This is a genomic window from Gordonia sp. G4, from assembly GCF_057770005.1.
The window spans coordinates 560,821-578,924 of record NZ_CM173442.1; the positions used below are offsets into that span (position 1 = coordinate 560,821).

At 69.1% G+C, this 18,104-nt stretch carries 17 protein-coding genes and 1 riboswitch; of the genes, 8 read left to right on the forward strand and 9 right to left on the reverse strand.

Annotation, left to right across the window (positions count from 1 at the left end; translation table 11 throughout):
* Positions 1–72 precede the first annotated feature (72 nt).
* Positions 73–585 carry an inorganic diphosphatase gene (locus AC3B5T_RS02280; RefSeq protein WP_010840705.1) on the forward strand — a complete coding sequence of 171 codons (513 nt, stop codon included), beginning with the start codon at positions 73–75 and terminating at the stop codon, positions 583–585.
* A gap of 149 nt (positions 586–734) precedes the next feature.
* On the opposite strand, the gene AC3B5T_RS02285 is transcribed toward AC3B5T_RS02280, so the two are convergent.
* Both AC3B5T_RS02285 and AC3B5T_RS02290 read right to left on the reverse strand, forming a co-directional pair.
* On the reverse strand, positions 735–1,235 hold the full coding sequence (locus tag AC3B5T_RS02285; protein ID WP_055474416.1) for a hypothetical protein: 501 nt from the start codon (positions 1,233–1,235) through the stop codon (positions 735–737).
* Positions 1,236–1,239: 4 nt separating this feature from the next.
* Entirely contained in the window at positions 1,240–2,604 is a 1,365-nt protein-coding gene (locus AC3B5T_RS02290) for an aminotransferase class V-fold PLP-dependent enzyme (RefSeq protein WP_055474417.1), read from the reverse strand.
* Positions 2,605–2,622: 18 nt separating this feature from the next.
* Positions 2,623–2,736: riboswitch (SAM riboswitch) on the reverse strand.
* Positions 2,737–2,843: 107 nt separating this feature from the next.
* Here AC3B5T_RS02290 and AC3B5T_RS02295 point away from each other — a divergent pair.
* A complete protein-coding gene (locus AC3B5T_RS02295) occupies positions 2,844–3,920 on the forward strand; it encodes an isochorismate synthase (protein WP_010840723.1) in 1,077 nt (358 codons plus the stop codon).
* Positions 3,921–4,010: 90 nt separating this feature from the next.
* On the opposite strand, the gene AC3B5T_RS02300 is transcribed toward AC3B5T_RS02295, so the two are convergent.
* The 3 genes from AC3B5T_RS02300 to AC3B5T_RS02310 are packed head-to-tail and all read right to left on the reverse strand — an operon-like array spanning position 4,011 to position 6,105.
* Complete coding sequence (locus AC3B5T_RS02300) at positions 4,011–5,228, reverse strand: O-succinylhomoserine sulfhydrylase (protein ID WP_055474541.1); 1,218 nt, start codon at positions 5,226–5,228, stop codon at positions 4,011–4,013.
* A complete protein-coding gene (locus tag AC3B5T_RS02305; RefSeq protein WP_014928026.1) occupies positions 5,225–5,638 on the reverse strand; it encodes a rhodanese-like domain-containing protein in 414 nt (137 codons plus the stop codon). The genes AC3B5T_RS02300 and AC3B5T_RS02305 overlap by 4 nt, the downstream gene beginning before the upstream one ends.
* Positions 5,635–6,105, reverse strand: coding sequence for an Rv0361 family membrane protein (locus tag AC3B5T_RS02310; RefSeq protein ID WP_055474419.1), 471 nt, complete (start codon positions 6,103–6,105; stop codon positions 5,635–5,637). Before AC3B5T_RS02310 ends, AC3B5T_RS02305 begins: the two co-directional genes overlap by 4 nt.
* Positions 6,106–6,275: 170 nt before the next feature.
* On the opposite strand from AC3B5T_RS02310, the gene AC3B5T_RS02315 reads away from it, so the two are divergent.
* Positions 6,276–7,301 carry an ABC transporter substrate-binding protein gene (locus tag AC3B5T_RS02315; RefSeq protein ID WP_055474542.1) on the forward strand — a complete coding sequence of 342 codons (1,026 nt, stop codon included), beginning with the start codon at positions 6,276–6,278 and terminating at the stop codon, positions 7,299–7,301.
* Positions 7,302–7,479: 178 nt separating this feature from the next.
* Positions 7,480–8,877 carry an FAD-dependent oxidoreductase gene (locus AC3B5T_RS02320; RefSeq protein WP_010840728.1) on the forward strand — a complete coding sequence of 466 codons (1,398 nt, stop codon included), beginning with the start codon at positions 7,480–7,482 and terminating at the stop codon, positions 8,875–8,877.
* Positions 8,878–9,045: 168 nt separating this feature from the next.
* Here AC3B5T_RS02320 and AC3B5T_RS02325 read toward each other — a convergent pair whose 3' ends face one another.
* A complete protein-coding gene (locus AC3B5T_RS02325; protein WP_010840729.1) occupies positions 9,046–9,555 on the reverse strand; it encodes a hypothetical protein in 510 nt (169 codons plus the stop codon).
* Between the two features lie 273 nt (positions 9,556–9,828).
* Between AC3B5T_RS02325 and AC3B5T_RS02330 the strand changes: the two genes are divergently transcribed.
* Genes AC3B5T_RS02330 through AC3B5T_RS02340 form a run of 3 tightly spaced genes read left to right on the forward strand, consistent with a single transcriptional unit; the run spans position 9,829 to position 12,835 of the window.
* Entirely contained in the window at positions 9,829–10,872 is a 1,044-nt protein-coding gene (locus AC3B5T_RS02330; RefSeq protein WP_044507228.1) for a FecCD family ABC transporter permease, read from the forward strand.
* On the forward strand, positions 10,869–12,008 hold the full coding sequence (locus tag AC3B5T_RS02335) for a FecCD family ABC transporter permease (RefSeq protein WP_055474420.1): 1,140 nt from the start codon (positions 10,869–10,871) through the stop codon (positions 12,006–12,008). Before AC3B5T_RS02330 ends, AC3B5T_RS02335 begins: the two co-directional genes overlap by 4 nt.
* Entirely contained in the window at positions 12,005–12,835 is an 831-nt protein-coding gene (locus AC3B5T_RS02340) for an ABC transporter ATP-binding protein (RefSeq protein WP_055474421.1), read from the forward strand. The genes AC3B5T_RS02335 and AC3B5T_RS02340 overlap by 4 nt, the downstream gene beginning before the upstream one ends.
* A 79-nt stretch (positions 12,836–12,914) precedes the next feature.
* Here AC3B5T_RS02340 and AC3B5T_RS02345 read toward each other — a convergent pair whose 3' ends face one another.
* Both AC3B5T_RS02345 and AC3B5T_RS02350 read right to left on the reverse strand, forming a co-directional pair.
* The gene (locus tag AC3B5T_RS02345; RefSeq protein ID WP_055474422.1) at positions 12,915–14,252 is read right to left on the reverse strand and encodes a ClC family H(+)/Cl(-) exchange transporter; all 1,338 of its coding nucleotides are present in this window, start codon (positions 14,250–14,252) and stop codon (positions 12,915–12,917) included.
* 75 nt (positions 14,253–14,327) lie between these two features.
* Entirely contained in the window at positions 14,328–15,365 is a 1,038-nt protein-coding gene (locus tag AC3B5T_RS02350; protein WP_010840734.1) for an Lrp/AsnC family transcriptional regulator, read from the reverse strand.
* 146 nt (positions 15,366–15,511) lie between these two features.
* On the opposite strand from AC3B5T_RS02350, the gene AC3B5T_RS02355 reads away from it, so the two are divergent.
* The gene (locus AC3B5T_RS02355; protein WP_055474543.1) at positions 15,512–17,077 is read left to right on the forward strand and encodes an MFS transporter; all 1,566 of its coding nucleotides are present in this window, start codon (positions 15,512–15,514) and stop codon (positions 17,075–17,077) included.
* 16 nt (positions 17,078–17,093) lie between these two features.
* On the opposite strand, the gene AC3B5T_RS02360 is transcribed toward AC3B5T_RS02355, so the two are convergent.
* Positions 17,094–18,008, reverse strand: coding sequence for a helix-turn-helix domain-containing protein (locus tag AC3B5T_RS02360; RefSeq protein ID WP_055474423.1), 915 nt, complete (start codon positions 18,006–18,008; stop codon positions 17,094–17,096).
* Between the last annotated feature and the right edge of the window lie 96 nt (positions 18,009–18,104).

An 18,104-nucleotide genomic window follows, 5' to 3' on the forward strand; every position in this document is an offset into this window, starting at 1 on the left:
AGTATCGTTGGGGCAGCGTGCGGGCGTTTCGGCCCGACGCGGCATCCCCGATCAAGACTGCCAGGAGGAACTGTGGAATTCGATGTGACCATCGAGATCCCCAAAGGTGGCCGCAACAAGTACGAGGTCGACCACGAGACCGGCAAGGTCTACCTCGACCGCTACCTGTACACCTCGATGGGCTACCCGGCCGACTACGGGTACATCGACGGCACCCTCGGTGAGGACGGCGACCCGCTCGACGCGCTGGTCCTGCTCCCCGAGTCGGTGTTCCCCGGCATCATCGTGCGCGCACGGGTCGTCGGCATGTACACCATGACCGACGAGGCCGGCGGCGACGACAAGCTGCTGTGCGTCCCGGCCAAGGACGTGCGGTGGGACCACATCAAGGACATCTCCGACGTGTCCGAGTACGAGTTGGGCCCGATCGCCCACTTCTTCGAGCACTACAAGGACCTCGAGCCCGGCAAGGAGGTCCAGCCGGGCGGCTGGGTCGGCCGCGAGCAGGCCGAGAAGATCGCGCAGGATGCGATCGACCGCCTCGCCTCGCATCCCGAGGCTGCCAACGAGCCCTCGCGCGGCTGACGGATCACCGTCGAGACACCTCCGCCGGCACCATCGTGAGATGGTGCCGGCGGGGTGTCTACGGCGCAGGTGCGCCACTTGAGTTCAACTGCGGCAGTTGCAGATAGCGCGCACGTTCCGAAGTCGCGCTTCTGTGACGGGCCGCCCCGTCAGGCCACGCGGTGCCGCTGCTCGGCGAGAACCGGCAGGATCTGTTCGCGGATGCGGCGTTCGGTGGCTGCGCCGTCGATCGGGACGAGGATCACGGCGTCGGCGACCTCGGCCGCGTAGATGTCCCGGACCAGCGTGATCAGTCCGTGTGTCGTGCCGATGTAGCGGATGGTCCCGGAGCCTGCCTCCGACGATGCGTCCACCGCGGCAGCGGCCGCGGCACGCGCCGACGCGGCATCCGCCGCGACGGTCACCTCCACCTCGAGGGCGACCACGAACTTCGCCTGATCGTGGGTGCCGGCCCGGAGCAGAGAGCGGGCACGCTGCGCATCGCGGAGGGTCTCACGCCGCACGACGATCGGAAACGTCTGCGCCAGTTCGTCTCCGGCGATGGCGATCTGGAACCCCGGTCGTCCGATGCTGATCGGGGCCGTCGGAGCGGAAGTCGGTGCGGCGATCACGGTTGCGCGATCGGCCGGTGCGTCGAGTTCGATGGTCATCTCATCACCCCTCATTCGATTTTGGTCGGATGGTCTGTTCGGTCAGTGCATGGTCGATCGGTGCGTGTTCGGTCAGCGCGCGCAGTGCCTCGAGGAGGCGGTCGATGTCGTCGGAGGTGGTACCCGCCCCGAAGCTCGCGCGGACCGCGCCGGCCGGATGTCCGAGGCGCTCGAGCAGCGGGTGAGCGCAGAACCGGCCGTCGCGCACGCCGATTCCGTGTTGCGCACTGAGATACTCGGCGACGACCCGCGGCGCGATCCCGTCGACGGTGAACCCCGCGATTCCCACCCGGTCGGTGGAATCGGCGAAGATCCGCAGGGGCACGACCCCGGGGATGGCGGCCAGGCCGGAGTCCAGGCGTTGGGCCAGGCGCAGTTCGTGCAGGCCGATGGCCTCGGGACCGAGGTCGGCCAGCGCCTCGCAGGCCGCCGCGATCGACACCGCGCCGAGCACGTTCGGCGAACCGGCCTCGTGACGCGCGGCTCCGGTGTGCCAGGTCACGCCACCGGCGTGCGGGCTCAGGTCGACGTCGGCGGTCGCTCCCCCGCCGGCCAGATAGGGGTCGGCGGCGTCGAACCAGTCGGTCCGGCCGATCAGGACCCCGGCACCGAACGGCGCATATGCCTTGTGCCCGGAGAAGGCCAGGTAGTCGATGCCGTGACTGACGACGGAGACGGGGCGGTGCGCGACGAGTTGCGCGGCGTCGACCAGGATCCGGGCCCCGTGCCGGTGCGCGATCGAGGCGAGCCGGGTGATCGGCAGCACCTCGCCGGTGACGTTCGACGCCGCGGTGACCGCGAGCAGCGCTGCCGGCGCCGACGCGAGCTCCGCCTCGAGCGCGACCAGGGTGTCCTCGATCGTGTCGCAGGTGCGGACGATTCGGGCCCGGTTGCGGCCGTCGCGCGGCGCGCACCACGGCAGCAGGTTGGCGTGATGCTCGATGTCGAGCACGACGACGTCCCCGGGGGTGATGTGAGCGGCGAGGTTGATGGCATCGGTGGTGTTGCGGGTGAAGACGACGGTGTCGTCGACCCGTCCGCGGACGAACCGGCGCACGGTGTCCCGGGCGGCCTCGTACCGGGCGGTGGTCACCTGCGACAGATGACCGGCGCCGCGATGGACGCTCGCGTATTCGCCGAGTCCAACGGCGACCGCGGCGGCCACCGAGCTCAGAGCCGGCGCGCTCGCCGCGTAGTCGAGGTTGACGTACCGCGTTGTGCCGCCGTGGGCCAGCGGTACGGACACATCGGCGCCGACGACCGGGGCCAGCCCGGGGATGGCCGGATACCGATGGTGGGTCGAATCGATGACGGGGGTGTCGACAGTCTCGTGGCCGGTCGTGTCGGGTGCTGACAGGACAGCGGTCATGGCAGGAGCTCCTCTGAAATTCCGCGCTTGCCGCGTCCGGTCGGTACGCGGCCAGGTCGTCACCCGGAGCACCCCACCGCGGAGGAGGGTTGCCGACCAGCGAGCCGGGGCTTGTCACTGGCACTCATGACCTATGTGCAAGCCTCGCCGAAGCCGCGCGGGCGTGTCAATTTTCACTCATCGTGATCCAAAGTTAGGGCACACTTACCTGTAGCGTGTCAGGGGTGTCAGCGACTGATGTGTTCGTGTTGTCCCGCCCGCACGGCACCGTGCGGGGCCGGGGCGCCGTCCGTGGGTTCACCGATGTCGACGCGGCCTCGGCCGCGCTGCGTTCCGGGACGATCGACGGGCTGACCGGCGCGATCCCGTTCGATCTCTCCGACCCGGCCGCGCTGGTGGTACCCGAGGTCCTGCACTTCGACGACGCACCGCTGACGGGCGGGCCACCGCTGTCGCGCACCCCGGTCTCGACGACCCTGCACCCGACCGCCGACGAGCACCGCGAGCGGGTGGCGCACGCGGTCAAGCGGATCGTCGCCGGCGACGTCGGCAAGGTCGTCCTCGCCCGTAGCGTCGACATCGTGCTCGACGCCGAGGTCGCGCCCCACGAACTCCTCGACGCCCTGGCGGGCGGCAACGCCGGACACAACGCGTTCGGCGTCGACCTCGGTGCCGCCACCGGCTCCGGCGCGTGGCTGCTGGGCGCGAGTCCCGAAGTGCTGCTGCGCAAGTCGGGATCGGTCGTCACCTGCCACCCGTACGCGGGTTCGGCTCCGCGGTCACCGGATCCGGTCGTCGACCGCGCCGTCGCCGACGGATTGTTCTCCTCGGCAAAAGATCTCGCCGAACACGCGTTCGTCGTGGATCACCTGCGCGACCGGCTGGCGCACCTGTGCGACGACGTCGACGCGCCGTCGACCCCGCAACTGCAGTCGACCGGAGAGGTGTGGCATCTCGCCACCCCCATCCGCGCGACACTTCGCGATCCGTCGACCACCGCGCTGGATCTCGCCCTCCTGCTGGGTCCGACCCCCGCGGTCTGCGGTACACCCAGTGATGTTGCCGCGCAGATCATCCGGGAAGTCGAGGGGGAACGCGGCTTCTATGCGGGCGCCGTCGGCTGGTGCGACGCCGCCGGCGACGGCGAATGGATGGTCACCATCCGGTGCCTCCAGCTCGAAGCCGATCGCCGCAGTCTGCGAACGTGGGCGGGTGGCGGCATCGTCGAACACTCCGACCCTCAGGGCGAGCTCGAGGAGACCGCGTTCAAACTCCGTACGGTCCTGAACGCGCTGGGCATCGACGGCCTCGACTGAGACCGCGGCGGGAATCACCGTCCGCTCACCCGATCCGTGACCGCTCACACCGCCGGGCCGAGCGGGAACGGAAGAGGGGAACGCGACGGGTCAGCCCAGCGCCTGATCCAGATCGCCGAGCAGGTCGTCGACCCCTTCGAGACCGACCGACAGCCGCACGACCGAGTCGCTGAGACCGATCGCCGCGCGTCCGTCGGGCCCCATCGCACGGTGCGTGGTGGTCGCCGGGTGCGTGATCAGCGACTTGGAGTCACCGAGATTGTTGGAGATGTCGACGATCCGCAAGCCGTTGAGGACCTCGAAGGCCCGCTTCTTGCCGTCGATGCCGTCGTGGTCGTTCAGCTCGAAGGTCACCACGGTGCCGCCGCCGGACATCTGCGCCCGCGCCAGCTCGTACTGTGGATGGGACTGCAGGAACGGGTATTTCACCCATCGCACCCGCGGATCGGCTTCGAGGAACTCGGCGATCCGGAGCGCGGAGGACACCGAGGCGTCGACGCGCAGGCGCAGCGTCTCCAGACCCTTCACCAGCGTCCAGGCGTTGAACGGGCTCAACGCCGGGCCGGTGTGCCGCATGAGTTGCTGCACCGGCCCGTCCACGTACTCCTTGGTTCCGAGTACCGCACCGCCCATCACACGTCCCTGGCCGTCGATGTGCTTGGTGCCCGAGTACACGATGACGTCGGCACCGAGTTCGAGACCGCGTTGCAGGAGCGGGGTGGCGAAGACGTTGTCCAGCACCACCTGTGCGCCCGCCGCGTGCGCCAGCTCCGAGACCTTGACGACGTCGACGAGGCTCTGCATCGGATTCGACGGGGTCTCGAAGAACACTGCGTCGGTGGGCTTGGAGAGCGCCCGCTCCCACTGTTCCAGGTCCTCGCCGTCGACGAACTCGGTCTCGATCCCCCAGCGCGGCAGGATCTCGTTGCAGACCACGAAGCAGGAACCGAACAGGCTGCGGGCGGCGACCAGGCGATCGCCGGCCTTCAGCAGCGCACCGAGCGCGACGAAGACCGCGGCCATCCCGCTGGCCGTCGCGAAACACGCTTCGGCACCCTCGAGTCGACGCAGACGTTCCTGGAACATCTCGACGGTCGGATTGCCGTAGCGCGAGTAGACGAATCGCTCGTCCTCCCCGGTGAAGGCGCGTTCGGCGGCCTCGGCGGAGTCGTAGACATAACCGCTCGTGAGGTACATCGCCTCGGCCGTCTCGCGGAAACCCGAGCGGGCCAGCCCGCCGCGCACCGCGATGGTGTCGGCCGAGAGCCCCTCGGGCAGTTCACGACCCACGGGTAGATCAGAAGTCACGATTGCCTCCACGGCAGGTTCTCGGCACGCCAGCCCGACGTCCCGCGATGGTCGTTCTCGTCGAGGGCACCCTCGAATCCGTCGACGACGTTGTAGGCCTTGGCGATACCGTCCGCCGTCGCAGCCTCCGCGGCGCCGATCGAACGGTGACCGGACCGGCACAGGAAGATGACCTCGTGGTCGTCGCTGACGCCCGAATCCCGCAGCTGCGTGATGAAGTCGTCGTTGCGTCGACCTTCGGGAAAGGTGGTCCACTCGGCGAAGATCGTGCGCTTCCCCAGGACTTCGAGGTCGGGTACGCCGACGAACGACCATTCGGCCTGCGTCCGACAGTCCACCAGAACCGCGTCCGGGTTGTTCTCGAGCTTCTCCCACGCCTCACGGGGGGTCAGATCTCCGGCATAGGTCATGAGGAACACACCTTCCATTCGCCGTTCTCGCGCACCACGATCGTGTCGACGACATTCACGTCGTCGGGGGTCTTGTCATAGTGCCAATGAACCTTCGCGGTCGCGCGGTCACCGTCGACCACCAGCTCGGTGATCTCCGGGATCTCGATGTGACCGTTGGCGACCAACGACTCCCGGTTGTCGGCGAGGAATTTTTCCTCGGAGACGAAGTCGGCCGCCTCGACGTCGGCCGCGCAGGTGTTGGCGCGGTACTCGGCGTAGTTCGGGCCGTTGCGGGCGGTGTAGACGTCGTTGATCGCGTACTGGACCTGGGCCGAGTCACCGGCCCGATCCTCGGCAGGACGGATCACGTTCGACAGCACGACGCCGAGCACGACGAGGCCCACGACGCCCGCCGCGACGAAGAACGGCCACGCGTTCTTCCACGACGGGGGCCTCTGGTCACCCTCACCTGCAGCTTCGGCCATGGCGGGGAGTCTATCGAGCGACCAGGAGGCACCTGAGACCGGCGTCGACGCGCGTGACCTGCCGGACGACGGACCGGCGCGTGGTCGACGATCGGAGGGCCGTGAGTAAGGTGGCCCTAAGTACCGCGGAGAACAACGACGCCGAACGCAACGACCAGCGAGGACCCCGGATGCGCTCTACCACCCACCGCACACTCACCCTTCTCGTCGGGCTGCTGACAGCAGCTCTCCTGGCGACCTCGTGTTCGCCGCCGGACGAGACGGTCGACTCCGGCACGGCGCAGGTACCCGCACCCGAGGCCGGCGCGATCCCGGTGACCGTGCAGCAGGCCTACGCCCCGGCGACGGTCGCACAGGCGCCGAAGCGCATCGCGGCGATGGGTGTGGGCGACGGTGACACCCTCCTCGCCCTGGGTGTCACGCCCACGACCATCGCACCCTTCGCCGACCCCGATCAGGCCTCGGCGCCGTGGAACGCCGAGCTGCTCGCGGACTCGACGCCGGTGGTCCTCCCCAACGTCTCGGGCGCCTTCGGCGACGAGATCCCCAAGGCCCTCGCCACCGAACCCGACCTCATCACCGCGGTCGGCGCGGATCCCACCCGCGATCAGTTCGACCTGTTGGGCAAGACCGCACCGACGATCCTGCGGCCCGCCCAGTTCCAGCCGTGGCAGGTGCCGTGGGACGCGCAGACCCGCCAGATCGGCACCGCCGTGGGGCTTCCCGAGCTCGCCGACCGCAAGGTGGCCGAGACCGAACAGTTCCTCGCGGGCGTTCGCGAGCAGAACCCGCAACTGGCGGGCAAGACCGCTGTCGTCGTGACCGCCAGCCCCACCGGCGGCGTGTCGATCTACGGCCCCGGCGATGGCCGCGGGCAGACGGTCGCCGGTTACGGGTTCACCTTCCCGCCTGCGCTGCAACCGTCGGTGACCAGCGGTTTCTACGGAGAACTGCCGGCCGAGAGCCTCAATCTGCTCGACTCCGCCGACGTCGTCGTCGCCGTCGACTGGGAGGGCTCCAACGATCGGCTGAAGGCGAACGCGGCATTCAACCGCCTGGCCGTGGCGCAGTCGGGCCGCGTCGTCTACCTCCCCCAGGAGGTGGGCAGCGCGATGTCGGTGCCGACGGTCCTGACGATCCCGTGGGTCGCCGACCAGGCCGTCGGACCGATCGCGGCCGCCGCCGGCAAGGCCTGAGCCGCCGCGACCTCGACCGTCCATCCCTCGTCCAGGTGAGGGTTACCTCACAGACGGATTTTGGTCGTGGACAGCAAGCGCCTACCGTAGAAGGGATAGGCCTTATCCATACGCGCGGACCCGGGGGTCGCCGAGATTACTGGTCCGCGCGTGCTGAGCAACGGAAGACACCTACTCCATGAGCGACAACAGCCGCCCGCTGCGGGTTGCGATCGTCGGTGCCGGTCCCGCCGGTATCTACGCCGCCGACGCGTTGATGAAGTCCGACACCGCCAAGGACCGCGGCGTCAGCATCGATCTGTATGAGCGCATGCCCGCTCCGTTCGGGCTGATCCGCTACGGCGTCGCACCCGACCACCCGCGGATCAAGGGCATCATCACCGCCCTGCACAAGGTCCTCGACAAACCACAGGTGCGCCTGCTCGGCAACGTCGACTACGGCACCGACATCACCATCGACGAGTTGCGCGCCCACTACGACGCGGTGATCTTCTCCACCGGCGCCACCGACGACCGCGCGCTCGACATCCCCGGTGTCGACCTCGACGGCAGCTACGGCGCCGCCCAGTTCGTCGCCTGGTACGACGGACACCCGGACTTCCCCCGCACGTGGCCCCTCGAGGCGGAGAAGGTCGCCGTGATCGGCGTCGGCAACGTCGCCCTCGACGTCGCGCGCGTGCTCGCCAAGACCGGTGACGAACTGCTCCCCACCGAGATCCCGGCGAACGTCTACGAAGGCCTCAAGGCCAACAAGGCGATCGAGGTCCACGTCTTCGGCCGTCGCGGACCCGCGCAGGCCAAGTTCACCCCGCTCGAGCTCAAGGAGCTCGACCACTCGCCGAACATCGAGGTCATCGTCAATCCCGAGGACATCGACTACGACGAGGGTTCGGCCGTCGCGCGCCGCGGGTCGAAGATCACCGACCAGGTCGCCACGATCATCGAGAACTACGCGATCCGCGAACCCAAGCAGGGCGCGATCCACAAACTGTTCCTGCACTTCTTCGAGAGCCCCACCGAGATCCTCGGTGAGGACGGCAAGGTCGTCGGACTGCGCACCGAACGCACCCAGCTCGACGGCACCGGCAACGTCAAGCCCACCGGCAAGACCACCGACTGGGAGGTCGGCGCGGTCTACCGCGCGGTCGGTTACCTCTCGGACAACCTGCCGCAGATCCCGTTCGACTCGCAGGCCGGGGTCATCCCGAACGAGGCCGGACGCGTCTTCGACGAGGGCCAGCAGCTGACCGGCATCTACACGACCGGCTGGGTCAAGCGCGGACCCGTGGGCCTCATCGGCCACACCAAGGGCGACGCCAACGAGACCGTCGACTGCATCCTCAAGGACATGGAAGCGGGCGCGCTGCTCGAGCCCGCCCACCCCGGTGAGGACGCCATCGTCGAACTCCTCGAGTCCAAGAACATCCCGTTCACCACCTGGGACGGCTGGTACCGGCTCGACGAGCACGAGCGTGCGCTCGGCGCCGCCGAAGGCCGCGAACGCGTCAAGGTCGTCGAACGCGAGGACATGCTCGCCGCTTCCGAGCCGAACAAGGTGTCACGCCCCTCCGCGTGACACCGGGCTCTCCTGCCGGCTGAGCCTGTCGAAGCCACAAGAGCGGCGGCCGAGTTTTCTCGGTCGCCGCTCTTTCGCATGCGCCGGGCGATGTGCGGAGGCGTCCTCCCCGCACATCGCCCGACGCGAAATGCCTTGTCGTGGACGCTCAGTCGTGGCGGATTACGGTCAGCGGCCCGGGATCGCGGGGACGCCCTCGACGTCGGTGCCGCCACCGGTCAGCGCAACCGCAGACGACGCGGACGAGCCGGTTCCGAACCTGTCCAGTGGGTTGTCGATGCGCCGGACGTTCCACCAGAAACCGGCGTTGTCGGTCAGGTTCTCGGCGTAATCAGAGATCGCATATCCGGCGATGGACGACGGGAAGCAGCCGAACCAGACGGTCTTGATCGTGAGCGACTCGTTCTTCTTCAGCTGCGACTTGAACTTCGTCGCGCCGTTGATCTCCTGCAGTGTGACGTTTCGGAAGTCGCCGTCACGCGCGGTGACCCGCATGAACCGGGTCATGCTCCACGCCTGATTCCACGGCGTGCCCGGTGCTCCGAACTGGCAGTAGACCCCGCCCGTCATCTGGAGGTTGGGAACGGCGGCGTGCGCAGGCGCGGCACCCACCAGCGATCCACCCGCGATTCCTGCGGCGACCAGAACCCCCGTGAGAGCCCGTTTCAGCGATTTCATCGATCCTCCTCGTTCGTAGGCGACACTGCTGTGTTTCCCGACGTCGCCATCGTGGGAGCGGCTCATGCCGCCCCACCGGCAACCGGTCTTGCTGCTGTCGGCCCGAGATGCTCACCGACACCGGGATTATCGACCCAGCCTGAGCGAAGTGTTACCGCGCGCACAGCCTTCCCTCAGGATTCGTCAGCAATTCGTTATCCGAACGACACCCATTCCGCGCGATCGGTACACGGTGGGCAAGAGCCGAATCCAAGGTTGGTAAGGTTTACCTTTGTGCGTCGATCTCTCCGAGTTCTCGGAATCCCGCTGCTGCTCGCGACCCTTGCAGCGCTGGTCGTCGCGTCCGTGCTCTTCGGCACCCGACCGGTCCCTCTCGACGAGATCTGGCCCAGCTTCACCGCCGGCGCCCAGGAGATCTGGAACGCCCTGATCAACCTGCGGATGCCGCAGGTGCCGAAGGACACCGACGTCGACGGGATCGTGTGGGATCTGCGGGTCCCACGCACGCTGCTCGGCCTGACCGCCGGGCTCGCGATCGGCGCGGCCGGTGCCATCACCCAGGGCCACACCCGCAACCCGATCGCCGACCCCGGAATGCTCGGCGTCAACGCCGGAGCCGCATGTGCTGTCGTGGGCGGCATCTACCTGCTCGGGATCACCAGCCCGATCGCCTTCATGTTCTTCGGACTCATCGGCGCGATCATCGCGGCCACCGTCGTGTTCGGGTTGTCGTCGCTGAGCGGCTCGAGTCCGCTGACCCTGGTGCTCGCGGGTACCGGCCTGACCGCGATGCTGACCGCCATCACATCCGCGATCGTGCTCGTCGACACCAATTCGCTGGACCAGTGGCGCTTCTGGAGCGTCGGCTCCACCGCGGGCCGAGGCATCGACGTGTTCTGGGCCAGCCTGCCGTTCATCGGGGTGGGACTCGTCCTCGCCCTGGCGAGCGGGTTCTTCCTCAACGTGTTGAGCCTGGGCGACGACATGACCAAGGCACTCGGTTCCCGGGTCGTGCTGATCCGCGCCCTCGGCGTGCTGACGATCACGCTGCTCATCGGCGCCGCCACCGCGGCCTGCGGGCCGATCGTGTTCCTCGGTCTGGTCGTGCCGCACATCGCGCGCGCGTTCGTGGGCGCCGACTACCGGTGGATCATCCCGTACTCGGCTCTGCTGGGCGGCATCCTCCTCGTCGGATGCGACATCCTCGGCCGCATCGTCGCCCGACCCGGCGAAGTGCAGGTCGGTGTGATGCTGGCGCTGGTCGGCGCCCCATTCCTCATCGTCATGGTCCGCCGACAGAGATTGGGGACCGTGTGAACCCGCCGACCTCCATCAAGACCGAGACCGCCGAGAAGAGCGGGATCAGGGCCAAGACCCGGATCGCACCTCATCCGGGCGGATACCGGATCGCGATCGAGCCGATGTCGATGGTGGTGCGGCCGCGCATGCTCGCCGTGGCGCTGGTGGCCACGGCCATCACGATCGTCCTGTTCCTCACCAGCGTCGGCGTCAGTGACTTCCCCCTGACCCCGATCGACGTCGCGCGCATCCTGCTCGGGGGCGGGACCCGGGTCGAGAACGTCGTCGTCTTCGACGTCGCGCTCCCCCGCGCGCTGGTCGCGCTGCTCGTGGGATTCGGCCTGGGCCTCGCCGGTTCGCTGACCCAGCTGATCGCCCAGAACCCGCTGGCCACACCGGACATGCTCGGTATCACAGCCGGCGCGAGCGTGGCCGCGGTGACCGCGATCGCGTTCTCGACCACCAGCTGGGGCGCCTGGCTCGGCGATCTCGGCGTCCCGGCGGCGGCGATGATCGGCGGGTTGGCGACCGCCATCGCGATGTACGTCCTGGCGTGGCCGGGGCGCAAGGCCAACAGCGGCATCAACCCGTTCCGGCTCGTGCTGATCGGCGTCGGCATGACGTGGTTGCTGCAGGCGCTGACCCAGTTCCTGCTCTCCCGCGCCGACATCCGGGATGTCGGCCGCGCACAGGTGTGGATCGTCGGATCGGTGGCGAATGTCGGCTGGTCCAATGTGTGGCCGGTCGTCGCCGGTGTCTGCGCGAGCATCGTCGTGGTGATCGTTCTGGCCCGCCAGATCGGGATGCTCAGCCTCGGACCCGATCTCGCCCGCGGTCTCGGGGTCCGCACCGGCGCGGTGTCGACGACCCTGCTCCTGACCGCGGTCCTGGTCGCCGCACTGAGCGTGTCCGCGGCCGGCCCGATCGCCTTCGTCGCACTGCTCGCCCCGCAGATCGCCCTGCGGCTGGCCGGTACCGCTGTGCCGACGCCACTGGTGTCGGGCGTGATCGGTTCGTCGCTGGTCCTGGGCGGCGACCTGCTCTGCCGCACGGTGCTGCCGGGTGGTCTGCCGGTCGGTATCGTGACCGCCGCGATCGGCGGGCCGTTCCTGATCTACCTGATGGTCGTCATGTCCCGAAAGGCGAGCGTATGACCGCGTCCTCCCTCGAAACCACGGCTACCACCGCGCGATTGCGCGGCGTCGGCCTTACCGTCGGCTACGACGAACGGATCGTCATCGACGGCCTGGACATCGACATCCCCGACGGGCAGGTCACCACGATCATCGGCTCGAACGGATGCGGCAAGTCGACGCTGCTGCGGTGTCTCGCGCGTCTGCTGCCTCCCCGGGCGGGCGCGGTCTACCTCGACGGTGACGACATCTCGTCGGTTCGCCCCAAACAGGTCGCCCGCACCCTCGCGATCCTGCCCCAGAATCCCATCGCGCCCGAAGGACTCACCGTCGCCGACCTGGTCGGGCGCGGACGTCATCCACACCAGCGCTGGTTCGCGCAGGCCAGTGCGGCCGACGAGGCCGCGGTCGCGCAGGCGATGGAGATGACCGACACCCTCGACCTCGCCGACCGCACCCTCGACGCCCTGTCGGGCGGGCAGCGGCAACGGGTCTGGATCGCGCTGACCCTGGCCCAGGACACCGATCTCATCCTGCTCGACGAGCCGACGACCTACCTCGACCTCGCGCACTCCATCGACGTCCTCGACCTGGTCCGCAAGCTCCGCGACGAGCACGGCAAGACCGTCGTCATGGTGCTGCACGATCTCAATCTGGCTGCGCGGTACAGTGATTCGCTGTTCGTCATGCGCAACGGCGCGATCGTCACCACCGGTTCACCCAGCGAGGTCATCGACGCCGAGACCCTCGACGCGGCCTTCGGCCTCCGGGCGCACGTCATGACCGATCCGGTCACCGGCGGCCCGCTCATCGTGCCGCTGGACTCGCGGACCCACGCCAAGTCCTGAGTCGAGCCCCCGCCCCCTTATCCGAGAGAACGACCTGCTTCCTGCTCCCTGAGCATCGTGACGCTCGCGAGCTCACCCCTCAGGGAGCGGGGTCCGGACCCGGTTCGTCCTCCCGCCGAACCGAATTCGCGAGCATCCGCTCGCGGAGCGAGTCGTAGACCGGCGGCGACCCGGACAGATGTGCGACGAGGACCGCGGCGGCCGTCGCGGCCAGCATGGGGAGGGCGACCGTGGTCGTCGCGGTCATCTCCATCACCACGACCATCCCGGTGAGCGGCGCCCGGACGACCGCGCCGAACAGCGCCGCCATCCCCGCCAGGATCATCGCGCCCCGAAATCCCGATCCACCGGGGTCCGATTGCTGGACAACGACGTCGGCGACCTCGGCGAAGGTCGCACCCCACAGCGCGCCCAGTGCGAGCAGCGGCGCGAACAGACCACCCGGCGTCCCCGCGGCGTAGGACAGCGGGCCGGCGACGAAACGGACGAGGAAGAGCGCGACGAGCGCCGGGAGCACGACACCGCCGTCGACGACCGCCTGGGTGAGCCCGTCGCCGCCGCCCGCGGTGCGTGCATCGATGGCCAGCAACGCCCCGATCGCCGCACCGATGAGGGCTGCGCGAGCGATCGGGGGCACCCGCGAGAACCGGCCGACCCAGCCCAGCGTGCCGAGAACCGTTCGGCTGTAGGCGATCCCGACGAGTCCGGACACGAGCCCGAACACGACGAAGACGGGCAGCGTCGTCACCGACGGCACGTCGAGGGACGGTACGTCGAATTCCGGGCGGTCGCCGAGGATGACCCGTCCGACGGCGACCGCGGCAACCACGGCGAAGACCGTCGGCAGCACGAGGCGCAGCCGGAACGAACGTCCCACTTCCTCGAGCGCGAACAGGGCGCCGCCGATCGGGGCGGTGAACGCCACCGCCAGCCCCGCGCCGCTCAGCGACGTCTGCATCACCCGGACGTCGACGTCGTCGAGCCCTCCGCGCCGGCCGGTCTCCGAGCCGACGACGGCTCCCATGTGCACGGTCGGCCCTTCGCGACCGAGCACGAGCCCCGAACCGATCGCGGCGAGCGCACCGACGAATTTGGCCGGGATGAGCCGCAGCGGGGCCGGGACCGCCTCGCCGCGCTCGACCGCCTCCACGTGTTGGATTCCGCTGCCCGCCGCGGTCGGCACCAGGCGGACGGCGAGCGCGCCGACCGCAGCGCCGGCCGCGGTCACCGCGATGGGGACGAGCCACCCGGGCACACCGAATCCCGCCGACCAGTCGAGCATCTCGACGCGCCAGCGATCCAGGTGTCCGAGGCACCAGCGGAACGCGCCGCCCAGCAGCCCGGTCGCGAGCCCGGCGACGACGGCCAGCACACACAGTCGCACCAGTCCCCGGTCGGCTCGATGTGGCGAGGTCACACGTGGACGCTACCCCGACGGGCCCGCTCCCGAGAGCCGACTGCCGACGGTCGACCGCCGGACCCTCGCGAGGCCTCACACCGGCTGAATCAGCCGCCCCTGCACCACAAGCGAGGCATTCTGCTTCAGCCGGCGCATCCGGATGCTGACCGAGTACCCGGTGAGACCGTCGATGGCGGCGACCCGGGTACGCAGGTAGTCGTAGAAATGCGCGGTGTCCCGGCAGATCACCGACACCATGAGGTTTCGCTCGCCGCTGATCGCGGCCGCGAACGCCACCTCGTCGTGAGCCGCCAGCTCGGTTCCCACCTGATCGAGAGCCGACGGCGTCACCGTCAGCCACAGGGTGGCGCTCAGGTCGAAGCCGAGGCGATCGGGCAGGATCTCGACGTCGTAGAACAGCGCCCCGGCGCGTTCGAGTGCGCGGAGCCGGCGACGGACCCGTCCGACCGTCCATCCGCAGATACGCGCCAGCTCGCGGTGCGGTCGCCGACCGTCCTGGACCAGCGCCTCGATGAGGGTCGCGTCGTCGGCCGTGAGGCGCCCACCGCCGGCCGGGGCATCCGACGCCGAGTCGTCCTGCTCCGCGTCCTCCGGCGTGTCGTCGCCCGCACCGGCCGCGGCGGAGGCGAGTAGATCTCGGTCCCGGCCGTCGAGGTGTCCGCCGAATCCGGTCCATCTCGACGCCGGGTGCCCGGGGTCGAAGGCGTGCAGGATGAGATCGATGCTGACGTCGGTCACCGAGGCGCGGGCCGGGAACGTCTTCGCGATCGCGTCCTCGCCCGATGCGCCGAGCGGCGCCCGGATGAGGCAGATGATCTCCGCACCACCGGACGCGACGTAGGCGAAGGCGACATCGCGGCGGCGGGCGAGCGAGGACGCAAGCGGTTCCATCCGGTCCGGACGGCATCGCACTCGCGCCACCCACTCCGACTGCCCGCGCACGGAGGGCTTGATGATCCCGACGACCTTCATCACCCCGGCTCGCCGTAGCGCCTGGTAGCGGCGCGCCGCCGTCTGTTCCGAGACCCCCGCCACCTCGCCCAGTTGTCGGAACGTCGCCCGGGGTGACACCTGGAGTGCGCGGAGGATCGTGCCGTCGATGTCATCCATGGTGGAGGAATCTTACCGCCGGTGAGGGCGTGGTGCGATATTCGATCCGCCTCAGCGAATCCGTCCGCGGTTTCGCGGACGTGGTGCAGACAATTGATTCCTGCGCCGACCGGCGACCTCCCTTCCCCGACAGCGAAAGCGAGCGCGTGACCGCGACCACCTCTCCCGTCATCACCGACGTGTCCGCACCTCCGGAACGCCGGACGGCCACCATCGTGATGGCCTGCCTCGGCGTCTTCGTCGCCTACCTGCCCATCACCAGCGTCGCCGTGACCCTACCGGCGATCGGCACCGCGTTCGGCGCGACGACTGCTCAATTGTCCTGGGTCCAAGACGCTTTCGTGCTGCCGATGGCCGCTTTCATCCTCACTGCGGGGGTCTTCGGTGACGTGCACGGGCGACGCAAGGTGTATCTGGTCGGTCTGTGCCTCACCGCACTGGGCGCACTGGTGGCGTTGTCCGCGCAGTCGATCAGCATGGTGTGGATCGGGCAGGCGCTCGCCGGCACCGGCGCGGCCGCACTGTTGCCGACCACCCTGGCGCTGATCAGCCACGCGGTCCCCGACGTCCGCGAACGCGGCAAGTTCATCGGCATCTGGGCGTCGGCGCTGATGCTCTCGCTGACGGTCGGGCCGTTGGTGGCGGGCCCGGTCGCCGAGTCCGCGGGCTGGCGCTGGATCTACCTGCTGCCGATCCCGGTGGCGCTGATCGCGTTCGCGGTGGCGGTGGCGACGCTGCCGGAATCCCGCGCGCCCCGAGCCCGCCGCCTCGACTGGCCCGGTCAGATCTCGGCCGCGATCTCGGTCACCGCGCTCGTGTTCGGCGTCATCGAGGCCGGTGTCTACGGTTTCGGCGACACCCGGGTCGTTCTCGCACTGCTGATCGCCGTCGTCGCCGCGGTCGCCTTCGTCATCACCGAAAAGCGTTCGGCGAGTCCGATGCTCGACCTCGACCTCTTCCGCAGTCGCGCCTTCACCGCCACCACGCTGGTGGCGATGATCACCTTCCTGGCGCTGATCGGGTTCATCTTCGTGCTGAGCATGTACTTCGGCCTGGTGCAGCAGCTGGGCACCATCGAGGCGGGTTGGCGGCTGGCCCTCATGAACGGCGCCTCGATGCTGGTCGGCGCCCTCGCCGGCAGGATGATGCATCGAATCCACGCGCGGTTCCTGATCGGCGGCGGCCTGCTCATGGTCGCCGTTGCGCAGTTCGCACTGTTGACCATCGATGCCGACACCTCGTTCGCGGCCATCTCGTGGCGTCTGGTCGTGCTCGGACTCGGAATGGGGCTGGTGATGGCGCCGATGACCGCGACCGCGGTGTCGGCGGTGCCCTATCACCTGTCGGGTATGGCCGCGGCCGGCAACAACGCCTTCCGTCAGGTCGGCGGCGCGCTCGGTCCGGCCGTGCTCGGCGCCCTGCTGACCGCCGGGGCGGTGAACTCGTTGCCGCAGAAGCTCGTCGACGCCGGCATCGACGAGCCCGTGCGCGACCGCGTGGTCGGCGCGGTCGACACCGACGGCCTTGCCGCCGCGAGCGGCCTGAACCTCGGCGCCGACACCCCCGCCGTGATGGGCGCCGTCGGCGACGCCTTCCTCGACGGCATGCAGCTGTGCCTGACCTTCTCCGGCGTCCTCACCGCGGGTGCCGCGATCCTCGCCCTCGTGATGCTGCGTCCCGGTCGGGCCGTCGAGGAGCAGCCGGCCGGGTGACCGTCGGGCCGCCGGCCTACGGCTGGACAGGCGGAGTCCCGCCGAGCCCTTCGGTCACCGCATCTGCTGCGGCCCTGACCTTCTCGCCGAGCCCGATGACCTCGCGCCCGCTCAGCGACGTCCGCGCGTCGACGATCGCGAGGATGACGGCAGGCACTCCGCCGGGCGCGAAGGCGACGGCATTGACGGAGATGGGCCGATACTCTGTGTCCGCATCGATCTCACCGACCACGACGTCGGTGGGCAAGCGACGCTGCGCCTCCCGTAACGCGGTGACCGCGCGCTGACCTGCGACACCCATCCCGCGTAGTCCGGCAACCGTCGCCGACAGCGACTGCTCTCGCTGATCGGCGCATTCCACCGCATATCCGCGTGCCCTGATCACCTCGAGCATCGGCCGATACAGCTCGCGCAGTTCGGCATGGTCGACTCCGACGTGGTCCGCGCCGAGGAGCAGCCACTCGTCCAACCGGTCGGGTGAGTACCACGCGGCCAGCCCGGCGCCCAGCGGCGGCGCGATCTCCAGGGTGTCACCCAGGCGCAGGCCCAGCGTGCCGCGACGACCGGTCACGGGTTGCACGATTTCCCCTATCGCCAGGTCGGCCCCGGTGGGGACGAAAGCGATTGCGGCCATGTCACTGTCGTCGGCCAGATCGCGCATCAGCGGACGGGCGACCTCGACAGGAGCCATCGCCCGCGACGCCGCATCCCCGATCGGGACCACCGCGGGGCCCAACCGATAGCCCTTGCTGACGGGATCGCGGAGCAGCCACCCGGCTTCGGTCAGCGCGATGACCATCGGATAGCAGGTGGGCTTGGAGACCCCGAGGTGGCGCGCGATGTCGGCCAGACTCCGTGCCGTCGTCGGCTGATCGGTCAGCAACTGCATCAGCATGACGATGCGTTCGGTCTGTGGGGAGGAGCGAGCCATGCTCACAATCGTGCCATCGACCAGAGTGTTTGCATAATGCGACCCTGGTGTCGCACTGTGATGCCAGTTACTCTCGGCCGCACACGTTGGACAGCT

What these genes read in the sequence shown, in the direction of transcription:
- AC3B5T_RS02340 (WP_055474421.1), top strand. Translation starts at nt 12,005, where the DNA reads ATGACCGCGTCCTCCCTCGAAACCACGGCTACCACCGCGCGATTGCGC.
- AC3B5T_RS02310 (WP_055474419.1), bottom strand. Translation starts at nt 6,105, where the DNA reads ATGGCCGAAGCTGCAGGTGAGGGTGACCAGAGGCCCCCGTCGTGGAAG.
- AC3B5T_RS02285 (WP_055474416.1), bottom strand. Translation starts at nt 1,235, where the DNA reads ATGACCATCGAACTCGACGCACCGGCCGATCGCGCAACCGTGATCGCC.
- AC3B5T_RS02315 (WP_055474542.1), top strand. Translation starts at nt 6,276, where the DNA reads ATGCGCTCTACCACCCACCGCACACTCACCCTTCTCGTCGGGCTGCTG.
- AC3B5T_RS02320 (WP_010840728.1), top strand. Translation starts at nt 7,480, where the DNA reads ATGAGCGACAACAGCCGCCCGCTGCGGGTTGCGATCGTCGGTGCCGGT.
- AC3B5T_RS02290 (WP_055474417.1), bottom strand. Translation starts at nt 2,604, where the DNA reads ATGACCGCTGTCCTGTCAGCACCCGACACGACCGGCCACGAGACTGTC.
- AC3B5T_RS02305 (WP_014928026.1), bottom strand. Translation starts at nt 5,638, where the DNA reads ATGACCTATGCCGGAGATCTGACCCCCCGTGAGGCGTGGGAGAAGCTC.
- AC3B5T_RS02325 (WP_010840729.1), bottom strand. Translation starts at nt 9,555, where the DNA reads ATGAAATCGCTGAAACGGGCTCTCACGGGGGTTCTGGTCGCCGCAGGA.
- AC3B5T_RS02350 (WP_010840734.1), bottom strand. Translation starts at nt 15,365, where the DNA reads ATGGATGACATCGACGGCACGATCCTCCGCGCACTCCAGGTGTCACCC.
- AC3B5T_RS02360 (WP_055474423.1), bottom strand. Translation starts at nt 18,008, where the DNA reads ATGGCTCGCTCCTCCCCACAGACCGAACGCATCGTCATGCTGATGCAG.